Raw genomic sequence first — 22,919 nt, forward strand, 5'->3', positions numbered from 1 at the left:
TTGGCGACTATTCGGTAATCGAACGGACCTGCTGTTCGTATTCGGCGCGGGTTACGGAGTCGGCAGGATGGAGGGCGCGATTGCCGTCGAGAAGTCTGCGAACCAGTCGGACTACACGTTCGGGGGCAGCGGCCAGGGCTATGTCGATGGGGCCGAGGTAGTTCGGCACGGCTACCTCGGCCTTGCGGGTTTCGCAGGTTTGCAGGATGGCGGCGGCGACCTCTTCGGGTTCCACGGTGGGCATGCCCTTGCCGAGGGCCAGACCGGAGGAGAGGCGGGTGCGTACAGCCGAGGGCATGACGCAGCTGACGCTGACACCGTGCGGTGCGAACTCCAGACGCGTTGCGGCGGACAGGCCTACCGCGGCGAATTTGCTGGCGTTGTAGACGGCCAGGCCCGCGACCGGAATCTTGCCCGCGAGCGAGGCGACATTGACGACATGGCCGCGGCGGCGCTCGATCATGCCGGGCACCACGGCGCGCATGCCGTGGATGAGACCCCAGACGTTGATATCTATGGTGGCGCGGCCGACCGCGTCGGGCTCGTCGAGAAATGCGCCCGCTGGCATGACACCCGCATTGTTGACCAGCACGTCCACCGGGCCGAAGTCGGCGACGACCTTATCCCACTGGTCGCGGGCACGGACGTCGAGCTCACAGGCGCGCGCACCGATCGCGGCAGCGGCGGATTCGGCTGCGACTTTATCGACATCGGCAATGGCGATATCAGCGCCCTCGGCCGCGAAAAGTTCCGCGGTCGACTGTCCGATGCCGCGGCCCGCACCGGTGATCAGCACCCGCGCGCCCTTCAGGTCGATGTCCGGATAACCGTGACCGAGAATATTCATGCGAAAGCTCCTTGTTCCAGCGCTCGGCGGGTGCTGCGCACACTGTGTTCGAAGGTCTCGAGACGACGGCGGCCGTCCATGAAGTTCGGGCCCATTACCGCGAGATCGGCCGCACTCGCCCCGATCACGAGGACGCGGGTGCCTACCGCACGTAACACCGCGACCTCGGCCGCGAGTTGGGCGCTCATTCGATTGCGCAACTGCCGCTCCAAGAAATGACCGGGGCCGGTCGCGGGGACTTCTTCGACGGAGGCCATCGGCGCGAGCACCAGCACCTCGTCGAGTTGTTGTGCGGCAAGCAGATCCACCGATGCGGTCGAGCCAGCACCACCATCGATGAAGCGGCGTCCGGCGATCGTTACCGGTGGAAACCAGCCGGGCACCGCCCACGACGCGCGCAGCGCCTCCCCCAAGTTCGCCGACGGCGCGTCCGGCGAGCCGAACGGAACCCGTTCTCCCGTCGCATAATCCATGCCGACCAACCAGGTCTTGGGGTGAGATACCCAGGACTCGCCGGGGTTCAGGCGATCGGCCAGGTGCTGCAGCCAACTCGCATCACCACCACCGATCGGCAGCAGACCGCTGCCCGCGGTGAGCAACCGCTGTCCGGTCGCGGGCGCACGCAGACTCAATGCCAACTCACCCAGCCGCGGCCGGGGCAGCGGCGGGAACCGTCCGGGCTCGGAACGCATATGCGCCGACAGAATCGGGTTCGTCGAGGTACCACGTTGCATGGCGACGAGTTCGTCCACGCCGATACCGCTGCCGAGCAGCGTGACCGTCTCGGCACCCGCCGACGTGCCGAGCAGCACATCCGCCGCGCGCGGATCCCACTCCAGCACCTCGCGGGTGGCGGCCAGCGCGGCCACGATCCAGGCGAACCCGAGCGTGCCGCCGCACCCGATGGCCAGGCCGCGCCGTTGCGACCGGTTTTTGTTACCCATGGTTCCACACACTAGTCGCACCTGGCCGACACGATCAGAGGATGAGTCCGGATCTCACGCCGTGAAGTGCAGCGTCCATTCGCCGCGGTAGTGCAGCCGGGTGACGCTGCCCGGCGGTATATCGATCCGCCAGAACGATTTCGGCGGGGCGTCCAGGGTCACCAGCAGCGCCGCGCGGATCACCGCCGGATGGGTGACCGCGATGGTGGACTTGCCCTCGGAAGCGATCTCGGCCATCCAGTACCTGGTCCGCTCGATCACATCGGTTACGGATTCGCCACCGTGACCACGGAACTGCGGGTCGGTCAACCAGGCGTATAGCTCATCCTGCGGCACCGACATCAGTTCGCCGCCGCGCCAGGCTCCGGCATCCAGATCACGCAACCGGTCGTCCTCCTCGCCCGGAAGTCCCATCAGCGCAGCAGTTTCCACGGTGCGGCGTTCGGGTCCGGTGAATACCCGCGCCGCGGTCAGGCGGCCGCACGCCGCGATTGCTCGGCGACCCGCCTCGGTCAGCGATTCGTCTACTGGAAAACGTGCCTTTCGCATCGCCTCGGTCATGCCATGGCTGACCAGGTCGAGTCTGAGCACCTTTTGCACGGTTGGAAGCGTACGGCGCGACGCTGGCGGCCGTACTTCGATTGCCACCCCTTCGCTCGGGCCTCGCGCCATTTGCCGGACTCGGGGTAATCCGGGCGCCGCTGCTGGTTGTCGGTGCCGGGGTGCACACTGATGCCATGGCTCAGTTCTCCACCGCGACCCAAGAGTGGTTCGACGGCGCATTTCCTGCGCCGACGTCCGCTCAGCTGGGCGCATGGAAGGCCATTGCCGCAGGTGAGCACACCTTGGTCGTCGCGCCGACCGGTTCGGGTAAGACGCTGTCGGCCTTCCTGTGGGCCATCGACCAACTCGCGACCCGACCGAAACCAGCGGGCAAGGTCGGCACCTCGGTGCTCTACGTGTCACCGCTGAAGGCATTGGCGGTGGATGTCGAACGGAATCTGCGCGCGCCGCTGGTCGGGGTCACCCAGACCGCCAAGCGGCTCGGCCTCGACCCGCCGACGATCACCGTCGGAGTTCGTTCCGGCGATACCAGCGCGGCGGACCGGCGATCGATGCAGCGGACGCCGCCCGACATTCTGATCACCACGCCCGAATCGCTGTTCCTCATGCTCACCTCGGCGGCCAGGGAAACGCTGAGCGATGTCGGCACGGTGATCGTGGACGAGGTGCACGCCATCGCTGGCGGTAAGCGCGGTGCGCATCTGGCACTATCGCTGGCCCGGTTGGATCTGCTGACCGAGCGGCCCGCGCAGCGGATCGGGCTCTCCGCGACGGTGCGGCCGCCCGAGGAAGTCGGGCGGTTCCTGGTCGGAAATGCGCCGATCACGATCGTCTCGCCGCCCGCTCCCAAGACCTTCGACCTGTCGGTGCGGGTGCCGATCGCGGACATGACCGAGCCGGGCGATTCCGATCAGCCCGGCTCGATCTGGCCGCATGTGGACGAGGCGATCGTGGATCTGGTACTGGATCACCGATCTTCGATCGTCTTCGCGAACTCGCGCAGATTGGCCGAGCGGCTGACCGCGCGGCTCAACGAGGCCTATGCCGCCCGGCTCGGCGAGGCGGTCGAAACCGAGCACAAACCGCCCGCCCAACTCGGGGCGTCCACCGCCGTGGTCCACGGCGCCGATCCGCTGCTGGCCCGGGCACACCACGGATCGGTGAGCAAGGAGCAGCGGGCGCTGATCGAGGACGATCTCAAGAGCGGACGGCTGCGCTGCGTGGTGGCCACCAGCAGTCTGGAACTCGGAATCGATATGGGCGCGGTCGATTTGGTGGTGCAGGTGGAGGCGCCGCCCTCGGTGGCCAGTGGGTTGCAGCGGGTCGGGCGGGCCGGGCACCAGGTCGGTGAGATCTCGCGCGGGGTACTGTTTCCGAAGCATCGCACCGATGTCATCCACTGCGCGGTCGCCTCACAGCGGATGACGGCTGGTCAGATCGAGGCGCTGCAAGTTCCCGCGCACCCCTTGGACATCCTGGCCCAGCAGACCGTCGCGGCCTGCGCGCTCGAACCCATCGATGTCGACGCGTGGTTCGAAACCGTACGCGGCACCGGGAATTACGCCTCGCTGCCCAGGTCGGCGTATGAATCGGTGCTCGATCTGCTCGCCGGTCGCTATCCGTCGGACGAGTTCGCCGAATTGCGGCCCCGGCTCGTGTGGGACCGCGACGCCGGCACGCTCACCGGTCGGCCCGGCGCACAGCGACTTGCGGTGACCTCGGGTGGCGCGATCCCGGACCGCGGCCTGTTCGCCGTCTACATGGTCGGCGAAAAGGCATCTCGAGTGGGCGAACTCGATGAGGAGATGGTCTACGAGTCGCGGGTCGGCGATGTATTCGCCCTCGGCGCGACCAGCTGGCGCATCGAGGAGATCACCTTCGACCGGGTGCTGGTCACGCCCGCGTTCGGGCAACCGGGGCGATTACCGTTCTGGCACGGTGACGGACTCGGTCGCCCCGCCGAACTCGGTGCGGCGCTGGGCGAATTCATTCGCAAGGCCGGTGCGCACGCGCCGCCGTCCGTGCGCAATGACGACGGAAAGCAAAGCCCCCCAACGGATCCGACGGTAGACGCACTTGTCCGCGGCGCGGGCCTTGACGACAATGCCACCGCCAATCTGGTGACGCTGCTCGATGAACAGCGCACTGCCACCGGGCAACTACCCACCGATAAGACCCTGGTCGTCGAGCGCTTCCGCGACGAACTCGGCGATTGGCGGCTGGTATTGCATTCCCCGTACGGCCTGCCGGTGCATGCGCCATGGGCACTGGCGATCGGTGCCCGGCTGCGGGAGCGGTTCGGTGTGGATGTCGCGCCGAATGCCTCCGATGACGGGATCGTGGTGCGACTGCCCGATACCACCGACGATCCGCCCGGTGCCGAGCTTTTCGTCTTCGAGCCCGATGAGATCGACGACATCGTCACCGAGCAGGTCGGCGGATCGGCACTGTTCGCATCGCGCTTCCGGGAGTGCGCGGCACGGGCGCTGCTGCTGCCCCGACGCGATCCGGGCAAGCGTGCGCCGCTGTGGCAGCAGCGACAGCGGTCGGCGCAATTGCTCGATGTGGCGCGGAAGTTTCCGGACTTTCCGATCCTGTTGGAGACGGTGCGCGAATGTCTGCGTGACGTTTACGATCTACCGTCGCTGCGGGAACTGCTCGGACGCGTGGCGCGTCGCCAGGTGCGACTGGTAGAGGTCGAGACCGCGACACCGTCGCCGTTCGCCAATTCGCTGCTGTTCGATTACATCGGGCAGTTCATGTACGACGGAGACAGCCCGCTGGCCGAACGTCGGGCCGCCGCATTGTCGCTCGATTCGAGTCTGCTCGCCGAACTGCTCGGACGGGTGGAACTGCGGGAGCTGTTGGACGCCACCGTCATCGAGCAGACCGAACAGGAGTTGCAGCGGCTCACACCCGAACGGTTGGCGCGGGATGCGGAGGGGTTGGCCGATCTATTGCGGCTGCTCGGACCGCTGACTGCCGAGGAAGCCGCGCAGCGGTGCGTCGGCGTGCAACTCGACGATGCGGAGCCCGCCGGTAATCCGGCGGAATGGTTCGCCAGCTTGGTCAAATCGAAGCGCGCACTGGAGGTCAACTTCGCCGGACGGACCTGGTGGGTCGCGGTGGAAGACGCCGCGCGCCTGCGCGATGCACTCGGCGTACCGCTGCCGATCGGCACCCCCGCCGCATTCATCGAACCGGTCGCAGATCCGCTCGGGGATCTGGTCGCACGCTATGCCCGCACGCACGGTCCGTTCACCACCGAGGCCGTGGCCGCCCGTTTCGGACTCGGCACCGCGGTCGCCGCGACCGCACTGCACCGGCTGGTCGCGGAAAAGCGCGTAGTAGAGGGCGAATTCACGCCAGCGGCCAGCGGCTCGGAGTGGTGCGACAGCCAGGTGCTGCGCCGATTGCGCCGACGGTCGCTCGCGGCCGCCCGGCACGAGGTGGAGCCGGTCGCGACCGCCGCCTTCGGCCGATTCCTGCCGTCCTGGCAGCACATCGGCACCCGTGAACTGCGCGGCGTCGACGGGGTCGCCACAGTGGTGGAACAACTTGCCGGAGTGCCGATTCCCGCTTCGGCATGGGAATCGCTGGTATTGCCTGCGCGGGTGCGCGACTACTCTCCCGCCATGTTGGACGAGTTGATGGCCACTGGTGAGGTCATCTGGTCCGGGCACGGCGCCATTACCGCCAAAGACGGCTGGATCGCGCTGCACCTGGCCGATCAGGCCCCGTTCACGCTGCCGCCCGCCGACGAGATCGAACTCTCCGAGGTACATCTGCGCCTGCTCAACGCATTGGGCGCATCGGTCGCCCCGTGGATGCCCGTCGATGTTGATACGGAGGCCGCGGGAACAGATCAGGTTGTTTCGCTGGACGATGATGCGGTACAGGATGTTTCAGCGATACCGAGAACTCGAGGGCTCTCGCGCCCAGGGCCCCGAGATGGTTCGCCGATGCGACTTCCCCCGGTCCTGCACGGCGGCGGCGCGTACTTCTTCCGGCAACTCTCCGATACCACCGGGCTCCTCGACGACAGTAAAGTCGCGAGCGCACTGTGGGAACTCGTCTGGGCAGGCGTGGTCTCCGGTGACACCTTCGCCCCGGTCCGCGCTCTGCTCTCGGGCACGGCGCGGAGCACAACCGCACATCGCACACCCCGGCGCGCGCCACGCGGACGGGCCTACCTTCCCCGACCGAATATGCCCACCAGATCCGGGCCGCCCGCCGTCGCGGGCCGCTGGTCGCTGCTGCCGGAACGGGTGGCCGACAACACCCTGCGCGCCCATGCGACGGCCGACACCCTGCTGGAGCGGTACGGCGTGCTGACCCGCGGCTCGGTGCAGAACGAGGGCGTGCCAGGCGGATTCGCGCTCATGTACCGGGTACTCACCGAATTCGAGGATCGCGGCCGTTGCCGTCGCGGCTATTTCGTCGATTCGCTGGGCGGCGCACAGTTCTCCACCACCGATGTGGTGGACCGACTGCGCTCCTTCGACACCGAGCGCACCCGCCCGAGCGGCGGACAGCAGCGGAGCACCGCATTCGCCTTGGCGGCAAGCGATCCCGCAAACCCCTACGGCGCGGCACTGCCGTGGCCGAAGGGACCGTCCGAGGGCGCGGGCCACCGTCCAGGACGCAAGGCCGGAGCGATCGTCGTGCTCGTCGACGGCGAACTCGCGCTGTATCTGGAGCGTGGCGGCAAAACCCTGCTCACCTTCACCGAGGATCCGAACGTCCGCCAGGCCGCGGCCACCGCCCTGGCAGATCTGGTCCGCGACCGCCGCGTCGACTCACTGGTAATAGACCGGGTCGACGGAGAAACCGTGCACGGCAACACCTTCGCCGGTTTCCTCACCGAAGCCGGATTCTCCGCGACCCCACGCGGCCTCCGACTCCGGAGCAAGCCGTGACTCGCCGAACCAACTCGCGCGTGGCGACACCGCGGCGGCAACGACTCGCCCACCGCAAGCGCGGCAGCGATGCCTGAAGGCGACACCGTATTCCTGACCGCGGCCAGGCTGCGGCTCGCGCTGGCGGGAAAGACGCTGATACGCAGCGATTTCCGGGTGCCGCGCTATGCGACGGTCGATCTGGTCGGGCAGCGGGTCGAGGGTGTCGGGAGCTATGGCAAGCACCTATTCGTCCGGACCGGCGAGGTCAGCGTCCACACGCATTTGAAGATGGAGGGCGAATGGCGGACCTACTGCGCCGGTGAACGGTGGACGCGGCCGCCGGTGACCGCCAGGCTGGTGCTCGGCACCGATGACACCGAGGCGGTGGGCTTTTCACTCGGCACCGTAGAGGTGCTGCGCCGCGCGGACGAGCACACCGCTACCGACCACCTCGGGCCGGATCTGCTCGGCGCGAACTGGGATGTGACCGAGGCGGTGCGACGGCTGGAACGGTATCCAGCGCAGCCGATCGGCCTCGCGCTACTCGACCAGCGCAATCTGGCCGGTATCGGCAATATCTTCCGCAGCGAAATCTGTTTCCTGCGCCGCGTGCACCCGGCCACACCGGTCGGCGACGTGCCCGACCTGCTCGCCCTCGTGCACGAGGCGCATCGGGTACTCACCAAGGCCGCCACCGAACCGCCTTGGCGGCCACTGGCCTACGGCCGCGCCCGCCGACCATGCCAGCGCTGCGGCACCCGCATGGTCGTCCATCTACTCGGCGAGACCGAAACCGGCCGAACGGCGCGAAACCCCCAGTCCGACCGCATTACCCAGCGCGAACGCGGCATCTACTTCTGCCCGCGCTGCCAGCCCGTACCCGGCTGACACGCGATAGCCACTCGACTGCTCGCCGCTGTACCGAAACTGCGGTCTTCAGTTATCTAATCCGCGTGCTTTCCCCTATCAGCGGAGACTGGGCAGTTCTCGACGACACCGTCACGCTGCCGGAGAAGAGGGGCACAAGGTCGGTCCGATCACCTTGCCGGTTTCGCAACGCTTCGTCGAGCACCGCGAACCCTAGTACTCGAACTTCGCCAATTAACTAGACCGGTCATCATAGTTCACGTACGCTGAGCACGTGGCACCTCGCACCGACTCCCGCCAACGCTTCATCGACGCCGCGGCCGACCTCTTCCACACCCAGGGCTATCACGCCACTGGCCTGAATCAACTGGTCAGCGCGGGCGGCGCACCCAAGGGCTCGCTCTACTTCCACTTCCCCGGCGGCAAGGAACAGCTCGCCGCCGAAGCGCTCACCCAATCGAGCAGGCAATTGCGCGACCAGCTCGACGCCATCCTCGCCGACGGTGGCGATATCGCCACCGTCTTCGACGTTCTCACCGCACTGCTCGTCGAGTCCGATTTCGAACGCGGCTGCCCGATCGCGACCATCGCACTCGACGCGGGGCGCGAGAGCGAAACGATCAGGCAGGCCTGCGTCAGCGGTTTCGAATCCTGGCGCGAGTCGATCGAAAAGTACCTGCGGGACAAGGGAATCGACCAAGAGCGCGCCACCGAACTGTCCACCGTCGCGCTCGCGACGATCGAGGGCGCCCTACTGCTCGCCAAGACCAAACGCGATATCGCGCCGCTGCGCGCGGTCGCCGCCCATCTGCGTACCACCTTCGAACGGGAGCTTTCCTGATGCGCGTACACCACCTCGATTGCGGCACCATGCGCCCACTCGGCGGCCGACTCCTCGACGGCACCGGCAGCATCTTCCGCCGCGCCGAAATGGTCTGCCACTGCCTGCTGCTCGAACTCGACTCCGGACTCGTCCTGGTGGAGACCGGCATCGGCGAACAGGCGGTGCACCGGCCCGAGGAATGGCTCGGCCGCCGCTTTGTCCGGCTCACCAATCCGGTCCTCGATCTCGCACAGACCGCGGTGCGCCAGATCGAAGCTCTGGGTTACCGACGCGAGGACGTCCGCGACATCGTGCTCACCCATCTCGATCTCGACCATGCGGGCGGACTCGCCGACTTCCCGCACGCGCGGGTGCACGTTTACGCCGAGGAACTGCGCGCCCTGCAGGGCGGACATACACCTGAAGAACGCTTGCGCTACAGGGAACCTCAGTTCCGGCACGGTCCGCGCTGGGAGTCGTATGCCGATGCCGGCGAAAGTTGGTTCGGTTTCGACGCGGTGCGCGAATTGACCGGCCTACCACCGGAGATCTTGATCATTCCGCTCGCCGGGCATACCCGCGGACATGCGGGCGTCGCCGTCGATACCGGAAACGGATGGCTGCTGTCCGCGGGCGACTCCTACTTCCATCCCGGTGTGCTCGACCCGGTTCGTCCGCGACAACCGTTCGGAACGGCCATGTTCGAGAAGAAAATGCAGACACTTCCGGCCGCCCGCATCGAGAATCAGCAGCGGCTGCGCGAGCTGGTGCGCGACCACGGCGACGAGGTCAGGGTGTTTTCCGCGCACAGCTCGATCGAATTCCATGCCATGGAGCAGGTCGGCGTTCAGCCAAACCCTTGACGGCCCAAGCGCTTCCGATTAACTTTCAGAATGTAAGTTAACATTGGGAGTGCGACGTGAACGATCCGCGGCGGTACGTGGTCATCGGGGGTGGACTGGCCGGGCTCGCGTCCGCGGTCTGGTTGGCCGAGGCGGGTAAGCAGGTCACCCTGCTGGAACGCCGCGGCCGACTCGGCGGCCGCACCCATGCGATGAAAGTCGAAGCGGCCGATGACCTCCCCGATAACGGCCAGCATGTGATCGCCAGCGGTTACGACCATCTGTTCCGCTATCTGACCAGCATCGGCACCCGCCAGTACATCGCCTTCCCGCATCGCGCCATGCTGCGCTGGCCGGACGGGCGCAGCGCATCCATGTCCACCAAGGGTTTCGGCGCATGGCGCACCCTGTTCGGCGCACATCCCGATGCGAGCCTGCTCGATCGGCTGCGCGCGGCCCGTGCCACGCTGCGACTGGGCTGGCAGTGCCTACACCAACCCGGCGATCTCGCCGATCTCACCACCGAACAGTGGTTCGATAGGGTCGGCATGCCCGCTCCGGCGCGAGAAGCGTTGTGGGACTGGCTCGCTCTCGGTCTCGCGGCCGAACCGGTGCAGCAGGAATCGGCCAAGATCCTCGCCGATTTGATGGCCACCGGCATCCGGCTCGGGGTCAAACACCGCCGAGCGGTCACCATCGGCTATCCGACCACCGACCTCGATACGCTCTACATCACCGGAGCCCAAAGGGTTTTCGAGAAATATGGCGTCGCGGTCCGCCATCGCGCGGTAGCTCGCCGCATCAATATCGACGAAGGCGCGGTAACCGGGGTAACGCTGGCGGACGGCTCGATCGTTGCGGCCGACGCCGTTGTCTGCGCGGTACCGAATTCGAATATCGGCGGACTGCTCGACGACCTGCCTGAACACCCCGAAATCTACGCCGCCGCAGATAAATTGGGATATACGCCGATCGTAAGCACGAATCTGTACCTGGACCGGCCGCTGGGCACCGAGGCCGAATTCGAGGCGCTGATCGGCGGCACCGGCGTCATCGATGAGGTCTTCGACCGCCAGCGAATGACCGGACGCAGCACCGACCAGGCCTGGCTGTACTGCCTGACTACCAGCGGCGCGTACGAGCAGATCCACAAGACCAACGAGCAAATCATCGACGAACAGATGCGGCTGTTGCGTCGCTACTACCCCGCCGCCCGGGACGCGAAAGTCGTTCAGGGACATGTGGTTCGAATGCCGAAGGCGACCTTCTCGCAGGTGCTCGGCACGCACGGCCTGCGCCCGGACCAGCGCACCTCGGTGCCGACACTGGTACTGGCCGGTGATTGGACCGCGACCGACTGGTCGGCCACCATGGAGAGCGCGGTGCAAAGCGCCGCCAAGGCGGTAGATCTACTTCTTGCGCTACCTTCGTTGCCGTGACCACGGAGCGCTCGACCTCTGAGCACCCCACCGCGAAGCCCTCCCCCACGCCCAAGCGCCGCATGTCCGCGGCCGACCGGCGCGCACAGCTACTCGATGTGGCGCGCGACATTGTCGCCGCCGACGGCTTCGCCGCGGTGAGCATCGATCGGGTCGCGCGCGAGGGTAAGGTCGCACGGGCACTGGTGTATCAGCAGTTCACCGATCTGTCCGGGCTGATGGCCGCGCTGGTGGAGCGCGAATCGGCGATCGCACTGGCCGGGATCGGCAGTGTCGACTGGGCGGGCACCGAAGACGATGTGGATCAGCTCGCTCGCGGCATTCTCGCCTATCTGCATGCCGCACCGACCAGCTGGCGGATCATCCTCAGCCCGCCCGACGGCGGCCCGCCGGATCTGCGCGACCGTCTCGAACTCGGCCGGGCCTATGCGCGGGCGATCGGCGCGCGACATCTGTCGCGCTATGCCGGGGTCACGGTCGATCCGGATGGCGCGACCGAGCGAATCATGCTCGCGGCACTGGAGGAATTGGCCCGACTGCACCTGGCCGATCGGCAGCGGTACCCGGATGAACTGGTGCTGGACTACATTCGGTCGCTCGTCAACTGGGCCACCCATGTCGAGACTTCGAAAAAGCAACACTGAACTGCGGTTTCATCGCCATCACGAAATTCTCACGGATGCATTGGTTTTCTTGTCCCACGCGGAACAACCCGCGCGAAAGAGAGGAAAGCCATGAAGATCCGCACCGCGATCGCCGCCGGAGTATTCGCCATCGGTGCCGTAGCCGCAGCCGGTGTCGCCTCGGCCGCGCCCACCCCGATGCACACCGATTTCATCGGCAACTACGCGACCTATGAGGCCTGCGCCGCCGACGGCAACTCCCCGAGGACCGGTGGCACCCAGTGGGAGTGCCGCGAGGTCGCCAACGGTTGGGATCTGTACACCTACTGAGCACTCGGACACCAGTCTGCGCACCAGGTGTGAAATACCTTATTCTCTGACCTCGTGCGAGTGCTGGTGATCGAGGACGACGAAGGTCTCGGCATGGAAGTCGCCGCGGGACTGCGCTCGGCCGGTTTCGCGGTTGACCTCGCCGCCAACCTCGCGGATGCCGATTTCAAGATCTCCGTCAATGGCTACGACGTGCTCGTGGTGGATCGCGGCCTGCCCGATGGCGATGGTCTGCAGCTGGTCGCGGCACACCGCGCCCGAGGTCAGCGGGTGCCGGTCCTGATGCTCACCGCCCGCGACGCACTCGCCGATCGCATTGCCGGATTCGAGCACGGCGCCGACGACTACCTCGTCAAACCATTCGCACTCCCGGAACTCGCCGCGCGGGTCCGCGCGCTGTCGCGGCGGCGCGAACATCCGGCGCCCGCCCGGATCGTGCTCGGCGATATCGATATCGATCTGCCGCGCCGCCGGGTGCAGCGCGCGGGCATTCTGCGCTCGCTGACTCCGAAGGAATTCGCCGTACTCGAACTGCTCGCCACCCGCGCGGGCAGCGTCGTCTCGCGTTCGGAGCTCATCGAATGCTGCTGGGACGAAATGGCCGAGCCCGCATCGAATGTCGTCGACGCCGTCATCGCGCAGCTGCGGCGCAAACTCGGTGCACCGCCGGTGATCGAGACCGTGCGCGGCACCGGTTTCATGATCGGAAGTGACTCATTCGCACCCTGATTTCCGCGGCGGACGCCCGCCCCGCCGTGGCCCGCCTGCGCCGCACCCGCTGGCTGCTCACCGCACTGATCACCGCCATCACCGCGACCTGCCTGATCATTCTCGGCATTGTCGCGGCGACCATCGATGCCCGCTCGCGGGAGGCCGCGCTCGACGATTCCCTCGATCGGGTGGTGAGCGGACTATTCCGCGCCGTCAACCTGCCCGAGGGCGAGGAAACCATCGATGTGAGCCAGCTCGAGAACGACGCATTGGCCAATGGCGAGGTCGCGGTGATGGTGCTCAGCGCACCGGGGGACGGCAAGTGGCAGGAGAACTTCGCGCATCTGCGCTCCTGGCTGCCCAAGGACGACGGCGTCGCAGGACTCGCCGATGACGCCGATCTGGCCGGGGAGACCGTCTTCCGCGACGGATACGACGGTGCGGGCCGCCCGGTCCGTATCGCGGCGACACCCATCACCTGGGAGGACTCGCAGACCAAGGCGGTGGTCATCGCGGGCACGAATCCCGGTGCGTTCGACCGTGATCGGGCGCTGTTGATCTGGGGACTCGTCGTCGGCGGGCTCACGCTGGTCGCGCTGTCGGCGGTGGCCGGGCATCTGCTCTCGGGCCGGAGCATGCGGCAGGCCATTGTGCTGCTCGAGGAGCAGGAGCGTTTCCTCGGCGATGCCGCACACGAGTTGCGTACGCCGCTTACGACTCTCGGGTTGGTCACGGCACCGCGCCGCCGCAATCCGCACGAGGTCGAGCGGGCGCTGGTCGATGCCAGGGCGCTGGGCGGGCGGATGGAGCGGATCGTCGCGGGACTATTGGCGCGTGCCAGGATGCAGGCTGGCGTGACCACCATGGAGAAGGTGCAGCTGCTGCTCGATCAGCTCACCGAGTCGGTGGTAGAGGAATTCCCGGAGGCGAACATCGTGCTGCAGGCGAATCCCAGTGTGGTGGTCGGCGATCCGAATCTGCTGAGCCTCGCGGTACGCAACCTCATCGAGAATGCGATCACGCACGGGGCGATCAATCGCGGTGCTCCCGTGGAGGTGCATGTGGCCGATGGTCGGGTCAGTGTGCGCGATCACGGGGCTGGTTTGAATCCGCAACTGTCGAGCAGTCCGTTCGCGCGCGGGGTGAGCGGTGGGCGCGGCAGCGGGATCGGGCTGGCGCTGGTCGCGTGGATCGCCGAATTGCACGGCGGCACAGCGACAATGGAACCGGCCGCCGGTGGCGGCACGATCGCATCGATTGTGCTACCGCCGCCAGCTGTCTAGTTCTCAGCTGTCCAATGGAACCGGTTCCAGAATCTCCGCGCGCGGTTCGGGGGCCGCGATGCGCAGGGCATCGGCGGAGGGGTCGTCCGGCTGAGTCTGGGAGCGGATCTCCGCCTCCACGCGTGCTTGGTAAGTGCTTACCTCCCGGTCGATTTCGTCATCGTCCCAGCCGAGTATCGGCGCGACCAGATGTGCCACCTGCTCGGCGCAGTTCGCGCCGCGGTGCGAGTATTCGATGGAGATCCTGGTCCGACGGGCCAGAATGTCGTCCAGATGCAGCGCGCCCTCCGCCGCGGCCGCGTAGACGGCTTCCACCTGCAGATACGACGGCGCATCCATAATCGGTTGCAGCAGTTCGGGTTTGCCGTCGGCCATGGCCATGACCTCGTCGATGAGCGAACCGTAGCGATCGAGCAGATGCTTGATCCGGTACGGATGCACGCCATAGGCCTCGGCGAGTTGCACTGTCTGATTGATCAGCGCGAAGTAGCCGTCGGCACCGAGCAGCGGAACCTTCTCGGTGATGGACGGCGAGACACGCGCCGGAATGTCCTGTGCCGCTTCATCGACCGCGTCGTAGGCCATCACCCGGTAGGTGGTGTACTTACCGCCCGCGATGCCGACGAGCCCCGGCGCGACCCGGGCGACGGCGTGTTCGCGCGACAGCTTGGAAGTCGAATCGCTTTCGCCCGCGAGCAAAGGGCGCAGGCCCGCGTAGACACCGTCGATATCGTCGGGGGTGAGCGGCGTGACAAGCACCTGGTTGACCCGATCCAGCAGATATTCGATATCGGCCTTGGTCGCCGCCGGATGGGCGAGATCCAGATTCCAATCGGTATCGGTGGTGCCGATGATCCAGTGCGCGCCCCACGGGATGACGAACAGCACCGAGGTGGCGGTGCGCAGGATGATCGCGGCATCGCTGACGATGCGGTCGCGCGGCACCACGATGTGCACCCCCTTGGACGCACGCACGTGGAAGCGGCCGCGATTGTGCGAAAGCGCCTGGATCTCATCGGTCCACACACCGGTCGCATTGATCACCACATGCCCGCGGACCTCCCCGGTGCGGCCGTCCTCGCTGTCGCGCACCTTCACCCCGACGACCCGGTCCGCTTCGCGCAGAAAGCCGACGACCTGGGTGGAGGTGCGGATAACCGCACCGTAGTGCGCGGCGGTGCGGGCCAGCGTCATGGTGTGGCGGGCATCGTCGACGACCGTGTCGTAATAACTGACGCCGCCTATCAGCGAGTCGGGGCGCAAGCCCGGCGCCAGCCGCAGCGCCCCGTGCCGGGTCAGATGATGTTGGCCCGGAACAGATTTCGCACCGCCCATGGTGTCGTAGAGCATCAGTCCGGCGGCCACGTACGGACGTTCCCAGCCGCGGCGGGTCAGCGGGTAGAGGAAGCGCAGCGGTTTCACCAGATGCGGTGCCAGGGTCGAGAGTGTGAGCTCGCGCTCCCGCAATGCCTCGCGCACCAGCCCGAATTCCAGTTGTTCGAGATAGCGCAGCCCGCCGTGAAACATCTTCGAGGAGCGGCTGGAGGTACCGGAGGCAAGATCACGCGCCTCGACCAGCGCGACTTTCAGACCACGCGTGGCCGCGTCGAGCGCGATACCCGAGCCGACCACGCCACCACCGACAACGACCACGTCGAAGTGGTCCTTACCGAAGCGCTCCCATGCCGCCACGCGCTGTTCGGGACCCAGGAACTGCGATTCCGGTTTCATGGTCATGCTCGTATCCTCCAGCCGACCCCGGCGTCGGGGTTCAGACGACGTTTGTGGTCTTTCGGGGCACACGATCGAGCTGCTCAGTCCGGGGGCGGTGTTCTGTTGTACAGGCTAAAGGAGTCGGCGACGATCCCGGTCGGGGGCCGAAGCCGTGTCGCCCGCGGCCGACAGCCCACGCTACTCGTCGGTAACCGATCCCAACACTAGTCCGACACCATGCTGGTCGCGAGGTGATGTGCGGCGCGGTCCGCTGTTTTCACCGCGAGCCACGTCGGTTTTAGTAGCCTGCACGAATGCGTCGCTATGTGGCCGCCATTGATCAGGGCACGACCTCGAGTCGGTGCATCATCTTCGACCGGCAGGGCCGCATCGTCGGTGTCGCGCAGCGCGAGCACGAGCAGATATTCCCGCGGCCGGGCTGGGTCGAGCACGATCCGGAAACCATTTGGCGCGATACCGAATTCGTACTCGGCGAGGTGCTGCGCAGCACCGGGATCTCCGCCGAGGAGATCAATGCGGTCGGCGTCACCAATCAGCGCGAGACGACGGTGGTGTGGGACCGCGCCAGCGGCAAGCCGATTCACAATGCGATCGTCTGGCAGGACACCCGCACCGACCGTCTGGTCACCGAACTCGGCGGCGAATTCGGCGCGACGCGCTACCAGGACCGCACCGGTCTGCCGCTGTCCACCTACTTCGCCGGTCCGAAACTGCGCTGGATTCTGGACAATGTCGAGGGCGCGCGAGCCAGGGCCGAGGCCGGTGAGCTGTGTTTCGGCACCATCGACAGCTGGGTGCTGTGGAAACTCACCGGTCAGCACATCACCGATGTGACCAATGCGTCGCGCACCATGCTGATGGATCTGCGTACGCTGCAATGGGATTCGAAGATCTGCGCGGAATTCGGGGTACCGCGGTCGATGCTGCCCGAAATCCGCAGCTCATCGGAGGTCTACGCGGAGATCGCCTCCGGCCCATTGGCAGGCATACCCGTCGCGGGCATTCTCGGCGACCAGCAGGCGGCGACCTTCGGCCAGGCCTGTCTGTCCCCGGGCGAGGCCAAGAACACCTACGGCACCGGCAATTTCATGTTGCTCAATACCGGAACCACACCGGTATTCAGCAAGCACGGCCTGCTCACCACGGTCTGCTACCAGCTCGGCGGCGCGGCGGCGGTCTACGCACTCGAGGGCTCCATCGCGGTGACCGGCTCACTGGTGCAATGGTTCCGGGACAATCTCGGCATCATTTCCGCCGCCGACGAGATCGAACCGCTGGCGCGCAGCGTCGAGGACAATGGCGGCGCCTATATCGTTCCCGCGTTCTCCGGCCTCTTCGCGCCGCGCTGGCGCCCGGACGCGCGCGGGGTCATCGCGGGCCTCACTCGCTTCGTCAACAAGGCACATCTGGCGCGAGCGGTATTGGAGTCCACCGCATTTCAGACCCGCGAGGTCATGGACGCGATGCGCGCCGACGCCGAATCCCAGCAGCTGCGGCTGGAGCTGACCACCCTCAAGGTCGACGGCGGCATGGTCGGCAACGATCTGCTCATGCAGTTCCAGTCCGACATTCTCGACGTGCCGGTGGTCCGCCCGGTCGTCAATGAAACCACCGCGCTCGGTGCCGCCTATGCGGCCGGACTCGCCGTCGGACTGTGGGAGAGCACCGATGACATCCGCGCCAACTGGGCCGCGGATAAGACCTGGCAGCCCGCGATGTCGGCGACGGACCGCGAGACCCACCTGGCCGCCTGGAACAAGGCCGTGGAGCGCACCTACAACTGGGTGGATTGACCACTATTCGGCCGCGCGAGCCAGCCGGTCGATCGCCTCCGCCAACGTCGCCGCGTCCGAAGTGGTGAAGCACATGCGCATGGCGTGGCTGTAGTCGGTATCGACGGCGAAGGCCGAGCCGGGGACGAAGGCGACGCCGTGCTCCAGGGCTCGCGGCAGCAGCCGATCGGTATCGGTGCCGTCGGTGAAATCGGCCCAGACGAACATGCCACCGGCGGCATCGGTGCAGGTGACACGGTCGCCGAAGCGGGTGCGCACGGCGTGCACGAGCGCCTTGGCGCGGTCACCGTATGCGGTGCGGACGGTGTCGACGTGGCCGGTCAGCCAGGGTTCGTCGGTGAGCAGATCGGCGGCGATCTGGTGGGTCAGCGCCGACCCGCACAGGTCCGCACCCTGTTTCAGCAATTCGACCGCGCGACAGATCCGCTCCTGCGCCACCATCCAGCCGACCCGCAGCGCGGGGGCGAGGATCTTCGAGGCGCTGGAAAGCCGAATCACGTTGCGTGAGTAGGTCGCCACGGGATCGGGCGAGGGCCGGTCGAACCAGAGCTCACCGTACGGATCGTCCTCGATCACCCAGAAGCCGTGGGTATCGGCGAGTTCGGCCAATTCGCGACGACGCGGCGGACTCATGGTGACGCCACCCGGATTGTGGAAATTGCTCACCGTGTGCACGATCGCCGGACGCTCGCCGCTCGCCAGCAGTTGCTTCAGCACGTCCACCCGCATGCCCTCGGAATCCAGAGGCACCGCAACAATTCGTGCCCCGGCCGCCCGGAACACTTGCAGCGCACCGACATACGCCGGATCCTCGACGACAACCAGCGCGCCCGGATCCAGCAGCACCTCGGCGAGCAGGGAAAGCGCCTGCTGCGAGCCATGAGTCACGAAGATCTCGTCGAGCCCCACCGCACGGCCGAGCTTCGCCGACTCCCGCTGCCGCAGCACATCGCGCAGCGGGAACCATCCGGCCGACTCGGTGTACTGCAACACCGCCGAACCACGCAGCGCCGCGTCGGCCGCTGCCGCGAGCCGTTCCCGTGGCATCAGCTCGGCATCGGGCAGACCACCGGCGAGGCTGATCACCTCGTCGCGCGCGGTCAGTTTCAGCAGATCACGAATCGCCGAACTCTTCAGTCCGCCCAGTTTGGCCGCGAGCGGTGGATTGGTCGGCGACATGGAAAACCTCCGAGGGGACACGCGAAATCCCACTGTCGCACACCGCTACCAAATTGGGAAATATTCATCCCATGATCTGGTCAGATGCGCTCCCGAATGGCGAAGATCACGGTCTTGCCGTCCCGCACCACCGTGATGATGGTCTGCCGGTAGACATTGGTCGTGCCGTCGGGGCGATGTTCGGTCAGATCCACCTCGAAGGTGTCCGCGGCCGACTCGGCAATCCGCAGGCAATGCGTGGTGCCGACCGGGATCTGTTCATTGATGGCCTGCTGGATGACCTCGGCCGTCGACACATTCTCGGCATCCGGTGCGACGAATCTGCGCGCCCCCTCGCCATTGCGGTCGACGTAGAACTCGTACTGGAAGCCGAGGATCGCACCCGGGCCGCTCGCGGTGTCGCCCTGCCCGTTGCCACGGGTCACCTTGCCGTCTTTACTCGCCGGACAGCTCAATGCGGCGGAGGTGCTCGGCGGAGCGGGCGGCGCCGCCTTCGGACTGCCGTTGTCGTCGCGCTTGACCGCGACGAAGGTCACCACCAGCGCGAGGACCACCACGATCGCGGCGAGCACGCCGAGCGCGATCCACCGGCCGCGCGAACGGTGCCGAGTCGGGGTCGCGGTAATGGTGTCGGAGATCAGCTTCGGCGCAAGGCGCTTGGCGATCGGATCGTCGGCCCAGGACAGGCCGGGCGGCTCGGACGGCGGCTTCGGCACCCCGCCGGATTCGGTGGGACTGCTCCACCAGGTGTCGCGCTGACCAGCTGCTGGGGTCGTATGCCGGACGGTGGCTTCATTGGGGTCCGATTCGATCGGCGGTTCCGGTCGCCGGGGTGGCGGTGGCGGCGCTTGGCCGAAGACCGTCGTATCCGGCGCGCGGTACTGCGGGGGTGGCGGCGGCACCGTCGGCGGTTCGTCGGCGGGCCGCCAGATCAGCTCGGGATGATCCGTGGCTGGCTCGGGCACCGACCACTGCGGTCGAGCCTGCCCACCCGTCGGCGGACCGAAATCGCCTACCGGCGGGCCGAATTCGGAGATCGGCGGGCCGAAATCGTCCAACGGGGGTCCGAAGTCCGACCCGGAGCGGTCGGATTCGTTGTCCCTGCCATCACCCACGGAGCCCACACCAATCCTTTCCCCAGGACACACGTGTGGGGCGGTCGAGAACGACCGCCCCACCCGTCGAATCAGCTCGTGTCAGTACTGGAGTGACCCACCCCACTGGGTGGTGACCCCGGCGACGTCGACCGTTTGCGGAGCCAGTTCGCCTGGCGGCACCGGAAGTTTAACTTGTGCGGCGGCCTCGAGGGCAGCCGCGCCGCCCGGCTGTTCCCGAATCCAGTGCTCGACAGCGGCCTTGGCCAGGTTGGCCTCGGTGGTGTCGATCACGACCTCGGTCTTGTTGTCGGCCAGACCCTCACCACCGGTGTAGGAGGTGACCTTGACGCTGTTGGCGGTGATGTATTCGACCGACACACCGGCCTCGCCCTGCCCGGTCGGCGTGCGGTATCCGATGGTGCCGACATAGCCGGAGGCATTGTTGAAGTGGTGGGTGTTGGCCACATAGCCGGGCGCAAGCGAGCCGCCGTCGATATTGGCGCTGATCTCCTGGTGCGGGCCGTCCATCTCGACTACCGGCGCGGCCGGAGCCTGCTGGAAGCGCGGGGCCGACCAGCGCGGCTGCTGCACCAGTGTGTCCGACTGCGGCTGCTGCGGGGTCCGGGCGTTCGGACCGCTCGGGGTGTTCGCACCGGGCTGCGCGGGCTTCGGAGCCTCCGCGCCGGGCGCGGTCTCCGGCACCACGGCCGGGATATCGGGTCCGGCCTGACCCGGAACCGGCAGCGGCGCGACGCGCGGGGTGGTGACACCCGGCTGGGTCGGCGTCGACAGCTTCGGATCCCTCGGCTGATTCGGCATGACCTGATTCGGATCCGGCGTGGTGACACCCGGCTGGCTCGGCGTCGGCGACGGCTTGGCCTCCGGCTTACCCGGATCCGGCTTGGTGGTCTCCGGCTGGCCCTGATCCGTCGGCGTGGTGCTGCCCGGATCGGCGGGCGCGGGCGCCGGGTTGGTCGGTGTACTCGGCTGATCCGGAACTGCCCCCGCCGGCGCCGCGAAGAGCGTGGCCACGGCCGCCGCGGTGGCCAGTGGCAACGATGTGCTCGCCATCGCTCGCTGCGTCCGACTCGGCTTACGATGTTTCACTTTTCGCAATCCCTTTCCCGTGTGCAACCGAGTGGGTCGCACGCAGTTATCCCTGGTGAGACGCTTGGTCCACGAACGAGGACCGCCGAACGACCAAGCGGCCGTTCGCCGTTCCCGCTGGAAAGGATCGATCCCCCCACACAGAACCCTCGCGATCGCCCGCCGATCGCATCTCTGCGGGAAGTGAACCACATGCGCGCCGTACTGGCAACGCGATGAAAATCCAGACAAGACAGTAAGACTCGGGGCACTCGACATCGACCGCATATCCGGCCACGACGGAGCGAGTCTTACGAGCGACGTTCGCGGCGCCGCAGGCGCTGCAAATCGAACACAGCGGCGTTAATCCAGGTCGTCGTGACGCATCAGCAGGCGCGCCGCCTCGGTGACCGAGCCGGTGAGCGAGGGATACACCGAGAAGGTCTGGGCGAGATCGTTGACGGTCAGATTGTTCTGGACCGCGAGCGCGATCGGCAGAATGAGCTCCGACGCGATCGGGGCGACGACCACTCCGCCGATGACCACACCGGTCGCGGGCCGACAGAAGATCTTGACGAAACCCCTGCGCAGACCTGACATTTTGGCTCGCGGGTTGGTGTTCAGCGGCAGCATCACCGTGCGCGCGGGCACCTCGCCGTTATCGATGGCGGTCTGGCTCACGCCGACGGTCGCGATCTCCGGACGGGTGAATACCGCCGAGGCGACCGTCTTCAGCCGGATCGGGCTGACGCCCTCACCCAGCGCGTGGTACATCGCGATGCGGCCCTGCATGGCGGCCACCGAGGCCAGCGGCAGCAGGCCGGTGCAGTCCCCCGCGGCGTAGATGCCCGGCACCGAGGTGCGCGACACCCGGTCCACCCGCAGATAGCCACCGCGATCGAGCTCGATGCCGACCCGCTCCAGGCCGAGGTCACCGGTATTCGGAATCGAGCCGACGGTCATCAGCGCATGCGTACCCGTGACGGTGCGGCCGTCGGAGAGCTTGACCACGATGCCCTCGGCGGTGCGCTCCACCGCATCGGCGCGCGCGTGCTTGACCAGTTCGACGCCGCGTTCGGCGAGCGCGTCCTCGAGTACGAGCGCGGCATCGGCGTCCTCGCCGGGCAGCACCCGGTCTCGGCTGGACACCAACTTCACCCGTACACCCATTTCGGTGTACGCGGAGACGAATTCGGCGCCGGTGACGCCGGAACCGACCACGACCAGGGTCTCCGGGAGTTCTTCCAGGTCGTAGAGCTGACGCCAGTTCAGGATGCGCTCGCCGTCGGGCTCGGCGCCGGGCAACACGCGCGGGCTCGCACCAGTGGCGATCAACACTACTTCGGCCTCGACGGCCTCTTCGGTGCCATCGGCCAGCAGGGCGCGCACCCGGTGCGCGGCCAGCCCGGTGGCCGGATCACTGAGCTGTCCACGTCCGGCCAGCACCGTCACGCCCGCGGCCTGCACCTTGGATCGGATATCGGAGGACTGGGCCAGCGCCAGCGCCTTCACCCGCGCGTTCACCTCGCCCAATTCGATCTGGGCCTGGCTGGGATCGAGGGTAATGCCCAGGTCACGGGCGCGACGCAGATCGGTGCGCACGCCGGTCGAGGCGATGAAGGTCTTCGACGGCACGCAGTCCCACAGGACGCACGCCCCGCCGATGCCGTCGCTATCGATCAGGGTGACCGTGGCCCCGTGTTGGGCCGCCACCAAAGCCGCTTCGTAACCGGCCGGTCCGCCACCGATGATCGCTATGCGGGTCATGGATACCTCCGCTGGAGCTGTTCGACCGGGATCTCCGGTGCCGGTAAACAACGTTAGCTGGCGAACACACGGTCATCTCGCCGGGATAG

18 protein-coding genes are annotated in these 22,919 nt (G+C 67.0%); 10 read left to right on the forward strand and 8 right to left on the reverse strand.

Annotated features, from left to right (window positions below; all coding sequences use genetic code 11):
- Positions 1 to 7: 7 nt before the first annotated feature.
- Genes NA5_RS06075 through NA5_RS06085 form a run of 3 tightly spaced genes read right to left on the reverse strand, consistent with a single transcriptional unit; the run spans position 8 to position 2,391 of the window.
- Positions 8 to 847 (reverse strand): SDR family oxidoreductase, encoded by an 840-nt coding sequence (locus tag NA5_RS06075; protein WP_062982772.1) that lies wholly within the window; start codon positions 845 to 847, stop codon positions 8 to 10.
- Positions 844 to 1,791, reverse strand: a complete 948-nt coding sequence (locus NA5_RS06080; protein WP_062982774.1) for a patatin-like phospholipase family protein — start codon at positions 1,789 to 1,791, stop codon at positions 844 to 846. The genes NA5_RS06075 and NA5_RS06080 overlap by 4 nt, the downstream gene beginning before the upstream one ends.
- Before the next feature lie 54 nt (positions 1,792 to 1,845).
- Positions 1,846 to 2,391, reverse strand: coding sequence for a histidine phosphatase family protein (locus NA5_RS06085; protein WP_062982781.1), 546 nt, complete (start codon positions 2,389 to 2,391; stop codon positions 1,846 to 1,848).
- 137 nt (positions 2,392 to 2,528) lie between these two features.
- On the opposite strand from NA5_RS06085, the gene NA5_RS06090 reads away from it, so the two are divergent.
- The 9 genes from NA5_RS06090 to NA5_RS06130 all read left to right on the forward strand — a co-directional run bounded on the left by NA5_RS06090 (position 2,529) and on the right by NA5_RS06130 (position 14,174).
- Positions 2,529 to 7,274, forward strand: coding sequence for an ATP-dependent helicase (locus tag NA5_RS06090; RefSeq protein WP_062983306.1), 4,746 nt, complete (start codon positions 2,529 to 2,531; stop codon positions 7,272 to 7,274).
- A gap of 69 nt (positions 7,275 to 7,343) precedes the next feature.
- Positions 7,344 to 8,144: a DNA-formamidopyrimidine glycosylase family protein gene (locus NA5_RS06095; protein ID WP_062982783.1), complete on the forward strand. Its 801-nt coding sequence runs from the start codon at positions 7,344 to 7,346 to the stop codon at positions 8,142 to 8,144.
- A 253-nt stretch (positions 8,145 to 8,397) separates the two neighbouring features.
- Positions 8,398 to 8,964, forward strand: coding sequence for a TetR/AcrR family transcriptional regulator (locus NA5_RS06100; protein WP_062982785.1), 567 nt, complete (start codon positions 8,398 to 8,400; stop codon positions 8,962 to 8,964).
- Positions 8,964 to 9,809 (forward strand): MBL fold metallo-hydrolase, encoded by an 846-nt coding sequence (locus NA5_RS06105; RefSeq protein WP_062982787.1) that lies wholly within the window; start codon positions 8,964 to 8,966, stop codon positions 9,807 to 9,809. The genes NA5_RS06100 and NA5_RS06105 overlap by 1 nt, the downstream gene beginning before the upstream one ends.
- Positions 9,810 to 9,865: 56 nt before the next feature.
- Positions 9,866 to 11,227 (forward strand): hydroxysqualene dehydroxylase HpnE, encoded by a 1,362-nt coding sequence (gene hpnE / locus NA5_RS06110; protein ID WP_062982789.1) that lies wholly within the window; start codon positions 9,866 to 9,868, stop codon positions 11,225 to 11,227.
- 62 nt (positions 11,228 to 11,289) lie between these two features.
- Positions 11,290 to 11,871, forward strand: a complete 582-nt coding sequence (locus NA5_RS06115; RefSeq protein WP_062982791.1) for a TetR/AcrR family transcriptional regulator — start codon at positions 11,290 to 11,292, stop codon at positions 11,869 to 11,871.
- 90 nt (positions 11,872 to 11,961) lie between these two features.
- The gene (locus tag NA5_RS06120; protein ID WP_062982793.1) at positions 11,962 to 12,180 is read left to right on the forward strand and encodes a hypothetical protein; all 219 of its coding nucleotides are present in this window, start codon (positions 11,962 to 11,964) and stop codon (positions 12,178 to 12,180) included.
- A 54-nt stretch (positions 12,181 to 12,234) separates the two neighbouring features.
- A complete protein-coding gene (locus NA5_RS06125) occupies positions 12,235 to 12,909 on the forward strand; it encodes a response regulator transcription factor (protein ID WP_062982795.1) in 675 nt (224 codons plus the stop codon).
- A gap of 26 nt (positions 12,910 to 12,935) precedes the next feature.
- Positions 12,936 to 14,174, forward strand: coding sequence for a sensor histidine kinase (locus NA5_RS06130; RefSeq protein WP_062982799.1), 1,239 nt, complete (start codon positions 12,936 to 12,938; stop codon positions 14,172 to 14,174).
- 3 nt (positions 14,175 to 14,177) lie between these two features.
- Here the strand turns inward: NA5_RS06130 and NA5_RS06135 are convergent, their stop codons facing one another.
- Positions 14,178 to 15,911 carry a glycerol-3-phosphate dehydrogenase/oxidase gene (locus NA5_RS06135; RefSeq protein WP_062982802.1) on the reverse strand — a complete coding sequence of 578 codons (1,734 nt, stop codon included), beginning with the start codon at positions 15,909 to 15,911 and terminating at the stop codon, positions 14,178 to 14,180.
- 290 nt (positions 15,912 to 16,201) lie between these two features.
- Here NA5_RS06135 and glpK point away from each other — a divergent pair, with 290 nt between their 5' ends.
- On the forward strand, positions 16,202 to 17,701 hold the full coding sequence (gene glpK, locus NA5_RS06140; RefSeq protein WP_062982804.1) for a glycerol kinase GlpK: 1,500 nt from the start codon (positions 16,202 to 16,204) through the stop codon (positions 17,699 to 17,701).
- 3 nt (positions 17,702 to 17,704) lie between these two features.
- Here the strand turns inward: glpK and NA5_RS06145 are convergent, their stop codons facing one another.
- The 4 genes from NA5_RS06145 to NA5_RS06160 all read right to left on the reverse strand — a co-directional run bounded on the left by NA5_RS06145 (position 17,705) and on the right by NA5_RS06160 (position 22,830).
- A complete protein-coding gene (locus NA5_RS06145; RefSeq protein WP_062982806.1) occupies positions 17,705 to 18,880 on the reverse strand; it encodes an aminotransferase-like domain-containing protein in 1,176 nt (391 codons plus the stop codon).
- 80 nt (positions 18,881 to 18,960) lie between these two features.
- On the reverse strand, positions 18,961 to 20,004 hold the full coding sequence (locus NA5_RS06150) for a DUF8176 domain-containing protein (RefSeq protein WP_245672113.1): 1,044 nt from the start codon (positions 20,002 to 20,004) through the stop codon (positions 18,961 to 18,963).
- A gap of 72 nt (positions 20,005 to 20,076) precedes the next feature.
- Complete coding sequence (locus NA5_RS06155; protein ID WP_245672114.1) at positions 20,077 to 21,048, reverse strand: hypothetical protein; 972 nt, start codon at positions 21,046 to 21,048, stop codon at positions 20,077 to 20,079.
- Positions 21,049 to 21,426: 378 nt separating this feature from the next.
- Positions 21,427 to 22,830, reverse strand: a complete 1,404-nt coding sequence (locus NA5_RS06160; RefSeq protein ID WP_062982808.1) for an NAD(P)H-quinone dehydrogenase — start codon at positions 22,828 to 22,830, stop codon at positions 21,427 to 21,429.
- Positions 22,831 to 22,919 lie beyond the last annotated feature (89 nt).

It is taken from the genome of Nocardia anaemiae NBRC 100462, assembly GCF_001612725.1.
Classification (GTDB): domain Bacteria; phylum Actinomycetota; class Actinomycetes; order Mycobacteriales; family Mycobacteriaceae; genus Nocardia; species Nocardia anaemiae.